The 12,231-nt window shown below is 60.0% G+C and carries 15 protein-coding genes; 7 read left to right on the top strand and 8 right to left on the bottom strand.

The window, feature by feature from the left end:
• The first annotated feature begins 23 nt into the window (after positions 1-23).
• From dtpD to AC4PR2_RS14650, 3 genes are read left to right on the top strand one after another with little or no spacing between them, the layout of a single operon-like run.
• Complete coding sequence (gene dtpD, locus AC4PR2_RS14660) at positions 24-1,475, top strand: dipeptide permease DtpD (protein ID WP_033635723.1); 1,452 nt, start codon at positions 24-26, stop codon at positions 1,473-1,475.
• Between the two features lie 56 nt (positions 1,476-1,531).
• On the top strand, positions 1,532-2,863 hold the full coding sequence (tilS, locus tag AC4PR2_RS14655; RefSeq protein WP_197658936.1) for a tRNA lysidine(34) synthetase TilS: 1,332 nt from the start codon (positions 1,532-1,534) through the stop codon (positions 2,861-2,863).
• The gene (locus AC4PR2_RS14650; RefSeq protein WP_084827234.1) at positions 2,863-3,177 is read left to right on the top strand and encodes a c-type cytochrome; all 315 of its coding nucleotides are present in this window, start codon (positions 2,863-2,865) and stop codon (positions 3,175-3,177) included. The genes tilS and AC4PR2_RS14650 overlap by 1 nt, the downstream gene beginning before the upstream one ends.
• 50 nt (positions 3,178-3,227) lie before the next feature.
• Here the strand turns inward: AC4PR2_RS14650 and rof are convergent, their stop codons facing one another.
• Positions 3,228-3,491 carry a Rho-binding antiterminator gene (gene rof / locus AC4PR2_RS14645; protein ID WP_004931991.1) on the bottom strand — a complete coding sequence of 88 codons (264 nt, stop codon included), beginning with the start codon at positions 3,489-3,491 and terminating at the stop codon, positions 3,228-3,230.
• Positions 3,478-3,678 (bottom strand): YaeP family protein, encoded by a 201-nt coding sequence (locus tag AC4PR2_RS14640; RefSeq protein ID WP_004931993.1) that lies wholly within the window; start codon positions 3,676-3,678, stop codon positions 3,478-3,480. Before AC4PR2_RS14640 ends, rof begins: the two co-directional genes overlap by 14 nt.
• A 214-nt stretch (positions 3,679-3,892) precedes the next feature.
• Between AC4PR2_RS14640 and AC4PR2_RS14635 the strand changes: the two genes are divergently transcribed.
• From AC4PR2_RS14635 to nlpE, 3 genes are read left to right on the top strand one after another with little or no spacing between them, the layout of a single operon-like run.
• Positions 3,893-4,441: a YaeQ family protein gene (locus AC4PR2_RS14635; RefSeq protein WP_033649819.1), complete on the top strand. Its 549-nt coding sequence runs from the start codon at positions 3,893-3,895 to the stop codon at positions 4,439-4,441.
• A 3-nt stretch (positions 4,442-4,444) separates the two neighbouring features.
• The gene (arfB, locus tag AC4PR2_RS14630; RefSeq protein WP_028127523.1) at positions 4,445-4,858 is read left to right on the top strand and encodes an alternative ribosome rescue aminoacyl-tRNA hydrolase ArfB; all 414 of its coding nucleotides are present in this window, start codon (positions 4,445-4,447) and stop codon (positions 4,856-4,858) included.
• Positions 4,859-4,887: 29 nt separating this feature from the next.
• Positions 4,888-5,571, top strand: coding sequence for an envelope stress response activation lipoprotein NlpE (gene nlpE / locus AC4PR2_RS14625; protein ID WP_033649820.1), 684 nt, complete (start codon positions 4,888-4,890; stop codon positions 5,569-5,571).
• 60 nt (positions 5,572-5,631) lie between these two features.
• Here the strand turns inward: nlpE and proS are convergent, their stop codons facing one another.
• The 6 genes from proS to metN form a co-directional block, all read right to left on the bottom strand.
• On the bottom strand, positions 5,632-7,350 hold the full coding sequence (proS, locus tag AC4PR2_RS14620) for a proline--tRNA ligase (protein WP_337046874.1): 1,719 nt from the start codon (positions 7,348-7,350) through the stop codon (positions 5,632-5,634).
• Between the two features lie 120 nt (positions 7,351-7,470).
• The gene (gene tsaA / locus AC4PR2_RS14615; protein ID WP_033649822.1) at positions 7,471-8,178 is read right to left on the bottom strand and encodes a tRNA (N6-threonylcarbamoyladenosine(37)-N6)-methyltransferase TrmO; all 708 of its coding nucleotides are present in this window, start codon (positions 8,176-8,178) and stop codon (positions 7,471-7,473) included.
• Positions 8,175-8,579: an Rcs stress response system protein RcsF gene (rcsF, locus tag AC4PR2_RS14610; RefSeq protein ID WP_033649823.1), complete on the bottom strand. Its 405-nt coding sequence runs from the start codon at positions 8,577-8,579 to the stop codon at positions 8,175-8,177. The genes tsaA and rcsF overlap by 4 nt, the downstream gene beginning before the upstream one ends.
• 114 nt (positions 8,580-8,693) lie before the next feature.
• Entirely contained in the window at positions 8,694-9,509 is an 816-nt protein-coding gene (locus AC4PR2_RS14605) for a MetQ/NlpA family lipoprotein (protein WP_041036453.1), read from the bottom strand.
• Positions 9,510-9,548: 39 nt separating this feature from the next.
• Positions 9,549-10,202 carry a methionine ABC transporter permease MetI gene (locus tag AC4PR2_RS14600; protein WP_004932010.1) on the bottom strand — a complete coding sequence of 218 codons (654 nt, stop codon included), beginning with the start codon at positions 10,200-10,202 and terminating at the stop codon, positions 9,549-9,551.
• On the bottom strand, positions 10,195-11,226 hold the full coding sequence (metN, locus tag AC4PR2_RS14595; RefSeq protein ID WP_004932012.1) for a methionine ABC transporter ATP-binding protein MetN: 1,032 nt from the start codon (positions 11,224-11,226) through the stop codon (positions 10,195-10,197). The genes AC4PR2_RS14600 and metN overlap by 8 nt, the downstream gene beginning before the upstream one ends.
• A gap of 188 nt (positions 11,227-11,414) precedes the next feature.
• On the opposite strand from metN, the gene gmhB reads away from it, so the two are divergent.
• Positions 11,415-11,978 (top strand): D-glycero-beta-D-manno-heptose 1,7-bisphosphate 7-phosphatase, encoded by a 564-nt coding sequence (gene gmhB / locus AC4PR2_RS14590; protein WP_070913927.1) that lies wholly within the window; start codon positions 11,415-11,417, stop codon positions 11,976-11,978.
• The last annotated feature ends 253 nt before the right edge of the window (positions 11,979-12,231 follow it).

Genomic DNA, 12,231 nt, shown 5'->3' with positions numbered 1-12,231 from the left:
TCACCGACTGATGGGAGACCTCCATGAAAACACCCTCACAGCCGCGCGCAATCTACTATGTCGTAGCCATACAAATTTGGGAATATTTCAGCTTTTACGGCATGCGTGCGTTACTGATTCTCTATCTGACCCACCAACTCGGCTATACCGACAGCCACGCCATCGATCTCTACAGCGCTTACGCTTCGTTAGTTTACGTCACTCCTATTTTGGGCGGCTGGCTCGCCGACCGCCTGTTGGGCAATCGCGTCGCGGTGATTGCCGGCGCGGCGCTGATGACGCTGGGGCATATCGTGCTCGGCCTGAGTGCGGTTTCCGCCCAGTCGCTCTATCTGGCGCTGGCCATCATCATCTGCGGCTACGGCCTGTTCAAATCCAATATCAGCTGCCTGCTGGGCGAGCTGTATCCGGCGCAGGACTCGCGCCGCGAAGGGGGCTTCTCGCTGCTGTACGCCGCCGGCAACGTCGGTTCCATTTTGGCGCCGATCGCCTGCGGGTTGGCGGCCGAGCGCTATGGCTGGCACGTCGGCTTTGCGTTGGCCGGGATCGGCATGTTCGCCGGCCTGGCGATCTTCCTGCTCGGCGGGCGCCACTTCCGCCATACCCGCGGCGTGAATGCACCGCTGATGCGCGCCAAAAGCCTGGGTTTGCCGCACTGGGGTTGGCTGTTGGCGGCGCTGCTGGCATCGCCGCTGTTCTTCACGCTGCTGTTTGTGCACGACTGGGCCGGCTATTTGCTCGGGCTGGTATGCGTGGCGGCGGTGGTGCTGGTGGCGCGCATTATGCTGCGTGCGGACGCCGGCCAGCGCCGGGGGCTGTGGCAGATCGTTGTGCTGATGCTGCTGGGCACGCTGTTCTGGGCTTTCGCCCAGCAGGGCGGCAGCTCCATCAGCCTGTTTATCGATCACTTCGTCGATCGGCGCTGGTTCGGCTGGACGGTGCCGACCGCGCTGTTCCAGTCGGTTAACGCCTGCGCGGTGATGCTGGGCGGCGTGGCGCTGGCATGGCTGGCGAGCGGCGACGGTACGGGCGATCGCACGCTGCGCATCTGGTGCAAGTTCGCCTTCGGTCTGCTGTTGATCGGCGTCGGCTTTACGCTGATGGCGCTCAATACGCGGCTGCACGGGCCGGGATCGATGGGGCTGATGATCGCCGGCCTGGCGGTGATGGGCTTCGCCGAACTGTTTATCGATCCGGTGGCGATGGCGCAGATCACCCGGCTGAATATCCCCGGCGCCACCGGCGTGCTGACCGGTATCTATATGCTGGCGACCGGCTCGATCGCCAACTACCTGGCGGGCATTATCGCCAATCAGACCGCCGAGGATCACATCGAGGGAGCGGCGATGCAGGCGTATGGCCGCATTTTCGCTCAGATCGGCTGGGGAGCGGCCGGATGCGCGCTGGCGGTGATCGCGGTGCTGGGCGGCTGGTGGTTGCTGACGCGGCGCCAGGCCCGGACGGTTAATGCTTGATTGATGACGGTAGGCGGGGTTAACGTGCAGCTATGTAGAAGTGACAAAGCCTACCGATGAATACTGATCAATTAACGACGCGGGTGGCAGACCAGTTGGGCGCGCAGCAGCGGCTGCTGGTGGCGTTCAGCGGCGGCCTGGATTCCAGCGTGCTGCTGCATGTGCTGGCGGCGTTGCGCCGCCAGCGTCCGGTGCTGCAGCTGCGTGCGCTGCACGTGCATCACGGCCTGAGCGCCTTTGCCGACCGCTGGGTTGAGCATTGCCGCAGCCGCTGTGCCGACTGGCAGATCCCGCTGACGGTGACGCACGTGCAGGTGGACGCCCGCCAGGGCGGTATCGAAGCGGCGGCGCGTGCAGCGCGCTATGCCGCCTTCAGCGCCGCGCTGACGGAGGGCGAAGCGCTGCTCACCGCTCAACACCTCGACGATCAAAGCGAAACCTTCCTGTTGGCGCTCAAGCGCGGCAGCGGGCCGGCGGGGCTGTCGGCGATGGCGGCACGCGCGGCGTTGGGCGAGCACCTGCTGTTGCGGCCGCTGTTGGGCTGTTCGCGTCAGACGCTGGAAAGCTACGCGCAACGCCACGCCTTAACCTGGATCGATGACGACAGCAATCAGGACACGCGCTTCGATCGCAATTTCCTGCGCTTGCAGGTGCTGCCGCAGCTTAACCAGCGCTGGCCGCACTTCGCCTCGGCGGTGGCGCGCAGCGCCGGCCTGTGCGCCGAGCAGGAGCAACTGCTGGACGAACTGCTGGCGGAACCGCTGCAAAACCTGTTGGCGGCGGATCGCTCATTGGCGATTGACGGCCTGACGGACTGTTCGCCGGTGCGGCGCTTCGCCTTGCTGCGGCGCTGGATCGCATTGTTTAACGTCACCATGCCGGCGCGTGAGCAGCTGCAACGCCTGTGGGAAGAGGTGGCGCTCAGCCGGGAGGATGCCGAACCGCAGCTGCAGCTCGGCGCCTATCAGATTCGCCGTTTCCGCGGCCGGTTGCACCTGTTGCCGCCGCTGGCGGCGCTGCGCGATGTGCATCTGCCCTGGCAGCCTGACCAGCCGCTGACGTTGCCGGACGGGCTGGGGCAGTTGATTCCCGGTGAGGGCGAGCTGGTGCTGCGCGCACCGCAGCCATCGCAACAGGTCAGCGTTCGGTTCGGCGGCGTGCAGGGTGCGGTGCGCATCGTGGGGCGCGCCCATTCGCGGCCGATAAAAAAACTGTGGCAGGAGCTGGGTATTCCGCCCTGGCAGCGTGAACGCATCCCGTTGATTTATTATGATGAGCAGCTGATCGCCGCGCTGGGCGTATTCGTCTGTGAAGCGGGGCAGGTGCCGGAAGGCGAACGCCCGTGGCGGCTGCGCTGGGAAAAAAATCATAATAGCGAGGAGCAATGATGAAGTTTGTGGGGATCATGCTGTTGGCCACCGGCCTGTTCAGCCTGCCGGCGTTGGCGGCGGGGGATGCGGCCGCCGGCCAGGCGAAAGCCGCCGCCTGCGCGGCGTGCCACGGCGCGCAGGGCAAGGTGACGGTGCCGATGTACCCGAATCTGGCCGGGCAGAACGCCATGTACCTGCAGCACGCGCTGCAGGCGTATAAGAAAGGGGAGCGCAACGGCGGCCAGGCCGAGGTGATGAAGGCCTATGTGTCGGGGCTGTCGGATGACGATATCGCCGATCTGGCGGCCTTTTACGCCAGCCTGAAGCCTTAAATGACGAGGGCAGCCGTTGGGCTGCCCTGTTGGGATGGGGTTACCGCTGCTCAGTCCGACAGACTGACGACCACGGTACCGATTTCCGGATGACTGAAACTGCTGATATGGTCCAGGCGCAGGTCGCGCTGTTGGCCGTTCTGTTCGATGGTCAGATACTCAACGCGTTTCTTTTGCAGCAGGTCGATCGCCTTGGCCTCGATCACTTCTCCGTCGCGTAACTCCAGCTTCAGAATAAGTTTATGCTGACAGGCGAGTTCCAGGTTGTCGTAGTCATCGCAATTGATGGGTTGGTACTCATCATTCATCAACATAGTCGCTCACCAATAAGTTAGCGGCGGCAAAGGCCGCCTGTTCCCTAACGGAGGACGGTAGCGCGTCGTTCGCTGCGACATCGTCCAATGCCTTTAACGCACAAGCCAGCGCATCAGGCACGTAGCCAAGATCTCCACTGCCAATCTCGGCGTAAGTACGGCGTACTAACTCACAGTATTGTTGCACAGTTTCCTCCCTTAAGAACCTCTGCATCATCAAGACCGCTCTCGCGATGAGGCGCAGGCTCTCGGAGTTTTATCCTATCCTAGACGACTATAGCACAGCTGTTATGGAGTTATCAGCACCCTGGCACGCCTTTCGTTCTGCGCCGGGCCGGGCTGCGCTGGCGGGGTTTGGCCCTGATCAAGTACACTGTCGCCGGATAATAACGAGGTCACCCATGGCGCTGAAAGCAACCATTTATAAAGCCGCGGTCAATATTGCTGATATGGATCGTCACTTCTACCACGACGCCACGCTGACGCTGGCGCAACACCCGTCCGAAAACGAGCAGCGCATGATGCTGCGCTTGCTGGCCTGGATCTGCCATGCGGACGAACGGCTGGTGTTCACCAAAGGGCTGAGCGCCGACGACGAGCCGGAGATCTGGCAGCGCAACGACCACAATGGGCTGGAAATGTGGATCGAGATGGGATTGCCCGACGAGAAGCGCATTCGCAAGGCCTGCAACCAGTCGCCGCGCGTGGTGCTGTACGCTTACGGCGAGCGCGCCGCGCACGTATGGTGGCAGGGAATGCAGGGCAAGGTGGCCGGCCACAAGAACCTGAGCGTGCGTTTTCTCGACGACGAACAGCTGGCGCGCCTGACGGCATTGGCCAGCCGCACCATGACGCTGCAGGCGACGTTGCAAGAGGGAACTATTTGGCTGTCCGATGCTCAGAATAGTCTGGAAATCCAGTTTGCCGAGTGGCAGCAGGCACAGGTGTGACCGGTGCTGGAACTGTCAAGAAACGTAGCCATACCGGATAATGAGCTGGAATTGACGGCGATCCGCGCGCAGGGCGCGGGCGGCCAGCACGTGAACAAAACCTCAACGGCGATCCATTTGCGCTTTGACATCCGGGCATCCAGCCTGCCAGAGTATTATAAGGAACGGCTGCTGGCGCTGAATCATCATCTTATTACCGCTGATGGCGTGGTGATTATCAAGGCGCAAGAGTATCGCAGCCAGGAATTGAATCGCGAAGCGGCGTTGGCCAGGCTGGCCGCGCTGATTCGGCAGGCGATGGTGGTGGAAAAAACGCGCAAGGCGACCAAGCCCACGAAAGGGGCCAAACTGCGTCGCCTGGAAGGCAAGGCGCGTAAAGGCGCCACCAAGGCGCTGCGTGGCAAGGTTCGCACTTAGGAATACATGAACACAGTAGGAGAATAACTGTGAAAAAAATTACGGTAGCCCTGTTCCTCGCGGCAGGCGCACTCTCGTTGTTGGGATGCAACAATCATTATCAACCGAAGGAACAACCGCTGCAGCCGATGCCGCAGAGCTATCAAGGGGTGTTGCCTTGCGCCGATTGCGGCGGTCTGGATACGGCGCTGTTCCTGGATGAGGACGGCACCTTCGTGCTGCAGGAAACCTATCGCGGCACCAAAGACGGCGATCAGACCTTTGCCGATTACGGTAAATGGGCGCGCACGGCGGATAAGCTGGTGCTGACCGACAGCAACGGCGAAAAACGCTACTTCCGCCCGGTGGGCAAGAGCCTGGAAATGCTGGATCGCAGCGGCGTGCCGATCGAGTCCAAGCTGAATTACCGCCTGGATCCGGTTGAGAAACCGTTGCCTAAAACGCCGATGACGTTGAAAGGCAGCTACACCTATATGGCGGACGCGGCCGTCTTCAAGGACTGCGCTACCGGCAAAACCTTCCCGGTGGACAACAACATCGCGCTGGAGCAAGGTTACGCCAAAGCATACAAGACCGCCGGTGAGCCGGTATTCCTGACGTTCAGCGCGCACTTCAGCGTGCAGCCGTCGATGGAGGAAGGTCTGACCGAAAAAGCGCTGGTGCCGGACGGTAAAATCGCGTTCGACCGCAGCAAGAACTGCAGCAGCAAATAAGCGATTTCGGATATAAAAAAACCCGCCTGAGCGGGTTTTTTATTTTCTGACGTTCGTCGCTTAGCGTTTGATCTGGCCCAGCAGGAAATCAACGATTTCGCCGGTTTTGATCATTTGCTTCTCGCCGACGCGGCGGTTCTTGTACTCGATCTCTTCGTTGTCGAGGTTGCGGTCGCCGATAACGATAGAGTGCGGCACGCCGATCAGCTCCATATCCGCGAACATCACGCCCGGGCGCTCTTTGCGGTCATCGAGGATCACGTCGATGCCGTGGGAGCGCAGGGTGTTGTACAGCTCTTCGGCCAGCGCCTGCACGCGGAACGACTTGTGCATATTCATCGGCAGGATCGCTACCTGGAACGGCGCGATGGCGTCCGGCCAGATGATGCCGCGTTCGTCATGGTTCTGCTCGATGGCGGCGGCCACGACGCGCGTGACCCCGATGCCGTAGCAGCCCATGGTCAGCACCTGGTTACGGCCGTCTTCGCCCTGCACGGTCGCTTTCATCGCTTCCGAGTACTTGGTGCCGAGCTGGAAGATATGGCCCACTTCGATGCCGCGTTTGATCAGCAGCGTGCCCTGACCGTCCGGGCTGGCGTCGCCTTCCACCACGTTACGGATATCGGCCACCTGTGGCAGCGGCAAATCGCGCTCCCAGTTGATGCCGAAGTAGTGTTTGCCGTCAACGTTGGCACCGGCGCCAAAGTCGCTCATCGCCGCTACGCTGCGGTCAGCAACCACCGGCATCGGCAGGTTGACCGGGCCGAGTGAACCCGGGCCGGCGCCGACGATGGCGCGAATTTCTTCTTCGGTGGCGAAGGTCAGCGGCGCGGCAACCTGCGCCAGCTTCTCGGCCTTGATTTCGTTCAGCTCGTGATCGCCGCGCACCAGCAGGGCAACCAGCTTGTGGCCGCTCTCTTCGGTGGCGCGCACCATCAGCGTCTTCACGGTTTTTTCCACCGGCAGCTGGAACTGCTCGACCAGCTCAACGATGGTTTTGGCGTTTGGCGTATCCACCAGGCGCAGCGCTTCGCCGGCCGCCGCGCGTGGAGCCGCCGGCGCGACCGCTTCCGCCAGCTCGATGTTGGCGGCGAAGTCGGAACCGGTGGAGAATACGATATCGTCTTCACCGCTGTCTGCCAGCACCTGGAATTCGTGCGAGGCGCTGCCGCCGATCGAGCCGGTATCGGCCTGCACCGGGCGGAAATCCAGGCCCATGCGGCTGAAGATTTTGCTGTACGCTTCGTACATCGCGTCGTAAGTCTCCTGCAGAGACTCCTGTGAGGTATGGAAGGAGTAGGCATCCTTCATCAGGAACTCACGGGAACGCATCACGCCGAAACGCGGGCGCACTTCATCGCGGAACTTGGTCTGGATCTGGAAGAAGTTCAGCGGCAGCTGTTTGTACGAGCTGATCTCGTTGCGGATCAGATCGGTGATCACTTCTTCGTGCGTCGGGCCCAGCACGAACGGACGGTCGCCGCGGTCGACAAAGCGCAGCAGCTCGGGGCCGTATTGCTCCCAACGGCCGCTTTCCTGCCACAGGTCGGCAGGCTGAACCACCGGCATAGACACTTCGATCGCATTAGCATTGTTCATTTCTTCGCGAACGATGTTTTCAACCTTTTTCAGAACGCGCAGGCCGGTCGGCAGCCAGGTGTAAAGACCGGAGGCCAGCTTGCGGATCATCCCGGCGCGCAGCATCAGCTGGTGGCTGATCACTTCGGCGTCGGCAGGTGTCTCCTTCAGAGTGGAGAGCAGATATTGGCTAGTACGCATGGTGTTTTGGTTCCGTTAGAACTGCAAATTGCATCGGGCTGCCAGAGTGGCGGCCAAAAGTGACAAAAGTGGTTTAGTTTACCAGCGCGAGCGGGTCGCCAAAAGAGAGGCGGCGGAATTTTAACGCGGGTCGAGCGCCAACACTTCGGTATGGCCGTCCACGACGCGCCAGCGCACGTTGAAATCCAGCAGCCAGACGGCGTAATCCCGTTCGACGTCCTCTCCTTTACGATAGGCGGGACGGGGGTCTTGTGCCAGCACCTGGCTGATAAAACGCCTTAATTGCGGGTAACGCGCCTGATGTTGCTGCAGCTGCTGCTCGGCCTGCGGCGCGAAGCGCACCGGCATGTCGCCGGCGGGCGCGGCCTGGGCAAAGCCGGCGCGGGCCTGCGGCTGGCTCTCGGCGAACGGCAGATAAGGCTTGATGTCCACCACCGGGGTGCCGTCGACCAGATCGAGGCTGCCCAGCTCCAGCACCACGTCGCCGTTTTTTACCCGCACGCCTTTCAGTTCGATCAGGGACATGCCGAGCGGGTTGGGGCGGAAGGTGGAGCGGGTGGCGAACACGCCCATGCGGGCATTGCCGCCTAAACGCGGCGGGCGCACCGTCGGCCGCCAGCCGCCTTCCAGGGTTTGATGGAAAATGAACATCACCCACAGATGGCTGAAATCGCTGAGGCCGCGTACCGCCTCCGCCTGGTTGTAGGGCGGCAGCAGCAGCAGTTCGCCGCCACCGTCTTCGACCAGCCCCGGCTGGCGGGGAACGGCGAATTTTTCTTTATACGGCGAGCGGATCACGCCGATCTGCTCGAAAACGAATTCGGTCATTTGGACGAGACGTTAAGCGCCGAGCCCTGGCAGACGGCCTGCTGGTAACAACCGGCGACGCCGCTGACAATCTGGCAGTCGTGCAGCAGCACGGCGTTGGCCTTCATGTAAGACGCGCGGATTTGCATGCGTTTGCGGGCGGTGGCCAGATTCGGTGGGGAGTCTTGTACGGTGGTTTGGCACGATTCGCCGGACACTTCACCCAGATCGCGGAACGGTTTACCCACGAGCTCTTCTGCACTTTTGTACAGTTTTACCGGAGCAGGGCGGGCGGCCGGCGTGGTCTTGGCCGGGCTGGTGGTGGTCGGCTTGCTGGTGCTGTTTGTTGAGGACGGCGCGATACGTTGCGATGAACATCCGGCCAGCGCGAGCGCTAACAAACAGAGAGGTAAAACACGCATTGAGATTCCTCTGCCTTAATGAAAGTGGCGCTATTGAAGCAATCTATGGCGGAAATAACAAGACGGGCCTTGGCCCGTCTTGCAATTATAGGAATAAAATTGGCGAATAAGCGCTTACCAGCCTTTCACCGCACCACCGTTGAAGATTTTGTTGGCGGCGGCGTCGACTTCGTCAGACTGATAGGCCTGCACGAATTTCTTCACGTTTTCCGCATCTTTGTTATCTTCGCGCGCAACCAGCAGGTTGACGTAAGGCGAGTCTTTGTCTTCCACGAACAGACCGTCTTTCGCCGGCGTCAGGCCGATCTGGCTGGCGTAAGTGGTGTTGATTACCGCCAGCGCGATCTGCTGATCATCCAGGGAACGTGGCAGCTGAGGCGCTTCCAGCTCAACCAGCTTCAGGTTTTTCGGGTTCTCGGTCACGTCCAGCACGGTCGGCAGCAGGCCAACGCCGTCTTTCAGTTTGATCAGGCCGACTTTCTGCAGCAGCAGCAGCGAACGGCCCAGGTTGGTCGGATCGTTAGGCAGTGCGATCTGAGAGCCGTCTTTCAGCTCGTCCAGCGATTTGATTTTCTTGGAGTAACCGGCAATCGGGTAAACAAAGGTGCTGCCGACCGGCACCAGCTTGTAGCCGCGATCTTTGATTTGCTGATCCAGGTATGGCTTGTGCTGGAAGGCGTTCAGATCGATATCGCCTTTGCTCAGCGCTTCGTTAGGCAACACGTAGTCGTTGAAGGTCACCAGCTCAACGTCCAGACCGTATTTCTCTTTCGCCACTTTCTGAGCGACTTCAGCTACTTGCTGCTCAGCGCCGACGATCACACCGACCTTGATGTGGTTTGGATTTTTTTCATCCTGGCCGCAGCCCGCCAGAGCCAGAGTACCGATCAGTGCGCCAATTGCCGCGATGGATTTAAATTTTAACGACATATCCCTTCCTCATTAGACTCGCATTAACATGCTGTGAAACTATTTATGGGTAACGGCTTTGACGATGCGATCGCCGCAGAACTGGATCAGATAAACCAAAACTACCAGTAATACTAATACGGTATTCATCACCGTGGCGTTATAACCGATATAACCGTATTGGTAACCGATTTGGCCCAGACCACCGGCGCCGACCGCGCCGCCCATGGCAGAGTAGCCCACCAGGGTGATCAGCGTGATGGTTGCGGCGTTGACCAGGCCCGGCAAGGCTTCCGGCAGCAACACTTTCTTGATGATCTGCATCGGCGTGGCGCCCATGGCGCGCGCCGCTTCCACCAGACCGGATGGGATCTCCAGCAGGGCGTTTTCCACCATGCGCGCGATGAACGGTGCGGCGCCCACGGTCAACGGCACGATGGCCGCCTGCAGACCGATAGAGGTGCCGACGATCATGCGGGTAAACGGAATCATCCAAACCAGCAGGATAATGAACGGGATGGAACGGAAGATGTTCACCAGCCCAGACAGGATTTTATACAGCGAGTTGTTGGCGATGATTTGCCCTGGGCGGGTAACATACAGCAGCACGCCGACCGGCAGGCCGAGCACGAAACCGAAGAAGCCGGAGACAAAGGTCATCATGACGGTTTCCCACACGCCACGCGCCATCAACCACATCATTGCCTCAGACATAACCCAGAACCTCTACTTTTACCTGATTTTCTTGCAGGAACTTAATCGTCGCCAGCGCGTCTTCGTCGCTGCCGTGCAGCTCCGCCAGCATCACGCCGAATTTCACGCCGCCGGCATAATCCATCTGGGCGCTGATAATGTTGTTGTTCACGTTGAAGCGGCGAGCGGCTTCAGACAGCAGCGGCGCATCGACCGACTGGCCGGTGAATTCCAGGCGCAGCAGCGGCTGGCGGTCGCCCTGACGTTCCGGCGACAGGCGTGCGGCGTAGTCGTCCGGGATATCCAGATGCAGCGTGGACTGAATGAACTGCTGGGCCAGCGGGGTTTTCGGGTGTGAGAACACTTCGCTGACGCTGTCTTTTTCGATCAGTTGCCCCTGGCTGATGACCGCGACCTGGTCGCAGATGCGTTTCACCACGTCCATTTCGTGGGTGATGAGCAGAATGGTCAGGCCCAGACGGCGGTTGATGTCTTTCAGCAGTTCCAGGATGGAACGGGTGGTGGCCGGATCCAACGCGCTGGTGGCTTCGTCGCACAGCAGCACTTTGGGATTGCTGGCCAGCGCACGGGCGATCGCCACGCGCTGTTTCTGGCCGCCGGACAGGTTGGCCGGGTAGGCGTCGTGCTTGTCCGCCAGGCCGACCAGCTCCAGCAGTTCGGTCACGCGCTTTTTGATCTCGGCGCGCGGCGTATTGTCCAGCTCCAGCGGCAGCGCCACGTTGCCGAACACCGTGCGGGAAGAGAGCAGGTTGAAGTGCTGGAAGATCATGCCGATTTGGCGACGGGCGCGCGTCAGTTCGCTTTCCGACAGCGAGGTCAGATCCTGACCATCGACCAGGACCTGGCCGGACGTTGGGCGCTCCAGCATGTTGGCGCAGCGGATCAGCGTGCTTTTGCCGGCACCGGAAGACCCGATAACGCCATAGATTTGCCCGGCAGGGACGTGAAGGGTCACGTCAGAGAGCGCGGTAATAGTGCGCGAACCCTGCTGGAACACTTTAGTGATGTTAGAAAGTTTAATCATATTCTTCTTATTTTAGCGTGGTTGCCCGTGGCTAGATAAAAGTAAACCTCGGCGTGGAACCAAGGTATGGATCAGATGTTAAGGCGTCTAGACGTCTAAGTCAACGGCCAACGACGTTCTCCGGCGTTCTCAGTGCGGGGTAAAACATGCGATACTGTCAGCGTATACAGGCCCTCAGGAGCAAAGCGGTGACACAAAGCGTTCCAGCAATTTTTCTCGATCGTGACGGTACGATTAACGTTGACCATGGCTATGTCCATGAAATCGACAACTTCCACTTTATTGACGGCGTGATTGACGCCTGTCGCGAACTCAAAAAGATGGGCTTCGCGTTGGTGATGGTGACCAACCAGTCCGGCATTGCGCGCGGCAAGTTCAGCGAAGACCAATTTATGTACCTGACCGAGTGGATGGACTGGTCGCTGGCCGATCGCGACGTCGACTTCGACGGCATCTATTTCTGCCCGCACCATCCGGAGGCAGTAGTAGAAGAGTATCGTCAGGTGTGTGACTGCCGTAAACCGCAGCCGGGCATGCTGCTGCAAGCGCAGCAGGAATTGAACATCGATATGGCCGCTTCTTATATGGTGGGCGATAAACCGGAAGATATGCAGGCGGCGATCGCGGCCGGCGTCGGCACCAAAGTGCTGGTGCGTACCGGTAAGCCGGTGACGGAGCAGGGCGAGCAGCTGGCCGATTGGGTGCTAAATAGCCTGGCGGACCTGCCGGCAGCCATCAAAAAGCGGGTTTAATAGGCGTTACGAATGAATAGTGAGCGGTCAGATAAAAAATGCATATTATCGCTTGTCATTCTGAACCGGCTCCCTATAATGCGCCTCCATCGACACGGAACATGTGAACAACTTCACAGAGTATCCGGGGGTCGCAGAGAAAAAATCCTGAAAATTAGGGTTGACTCTGAAAGAGGAAAGCGTAATATACGCCACCTCGAGTTAGCAAGCGAAAGCGCCTAACTCACTGCTCTTTAACAATTTATCAGACAAT

Source organism: Serratia sp. A07, assembly GCF_058725505.1.
This window is presented reverse-complemented; position numbering and strand designations above follow the sequence as displayed.

Excerpts from the sequence above, each read along its gene's own strand:
- tsaA (WP_033649822.1), bottom strand. The coding sequence starts at position 8,178 with ATGACCGAATTCGTTTTCGAGCAGATCGGCGTGATCCGCTCGCCGTAT.
- rof (WP_004931991.1), bottom strand. The coding sequence starts at position 3,491 with ATGTTGATGAATGATGAGTACCAACCCATCAATTGCGATGACTACGAC.
- tilS (WP_197658936.1), top strand. The coding sequence starts at position 1,532 with ATGAATACTGATCAATTAACGACGCGGGTGGCAGACCAGTTGGGCGCG.
- AC4PR2_RS14605 (WP_041036453.1), bottom strand. The coding sequence starts at position 9,509 with ATGTCGTTAAAATTTAAATCCATCGCGGCAATTGGCGCACTGATCGGT.
- AC4PR2_RS14635 (WP_033649819.1), top strand. The coding sequence starts at position 3,893 with ATGGCGCTGAAAGCAACCATTTATAAAGCCGCGGTCAATATTGCTGAT.
- AC4PR2_RS14650 (WP_084827234.1), top strand. The coding sequence starts at position 2,863 with ATGAAGTTTGTGGGGATCATGCTGTTGGCCACCGGCCTGTTCAGCCTG.
- dtpD (WP_033635723.1), top strand. The coding sequence starts at position 24 with ATGAAAACACCCTCACAGCCGCGCGCAATCTACTATGTCGTAGCCATA.
- metN (WP_004932012.1), bottom strand. The coding sequence starts at position 11,226 with ATGATTAAACTTTCTAACATCACTAAAGTGTTCCAGCAGGGTTCGCGC.
- proS (WP_337046874.1), bottom strand. The coding sequence starts at position 7,350 with ATGCGTACTAGCCAATATCTGCTCTCCACTCTGAAGGAGACACCTGCC.
- rcsF (WP_033649823.1), bottom strand. The coding sequence starts at position 8,579 with ATGCGTGTTTTACCTCTCTGTTTGTTAGCGCTCGCGCTGGCCGGATGT.
- AC4PR2_RS14600 (WP_004932010.1), bottom strand. The coding sequence starts at position 10,202 with ATGTCTGAGGCAATGATGTGGTTGATGGCGCGTGGCGTGTGGGAAACC.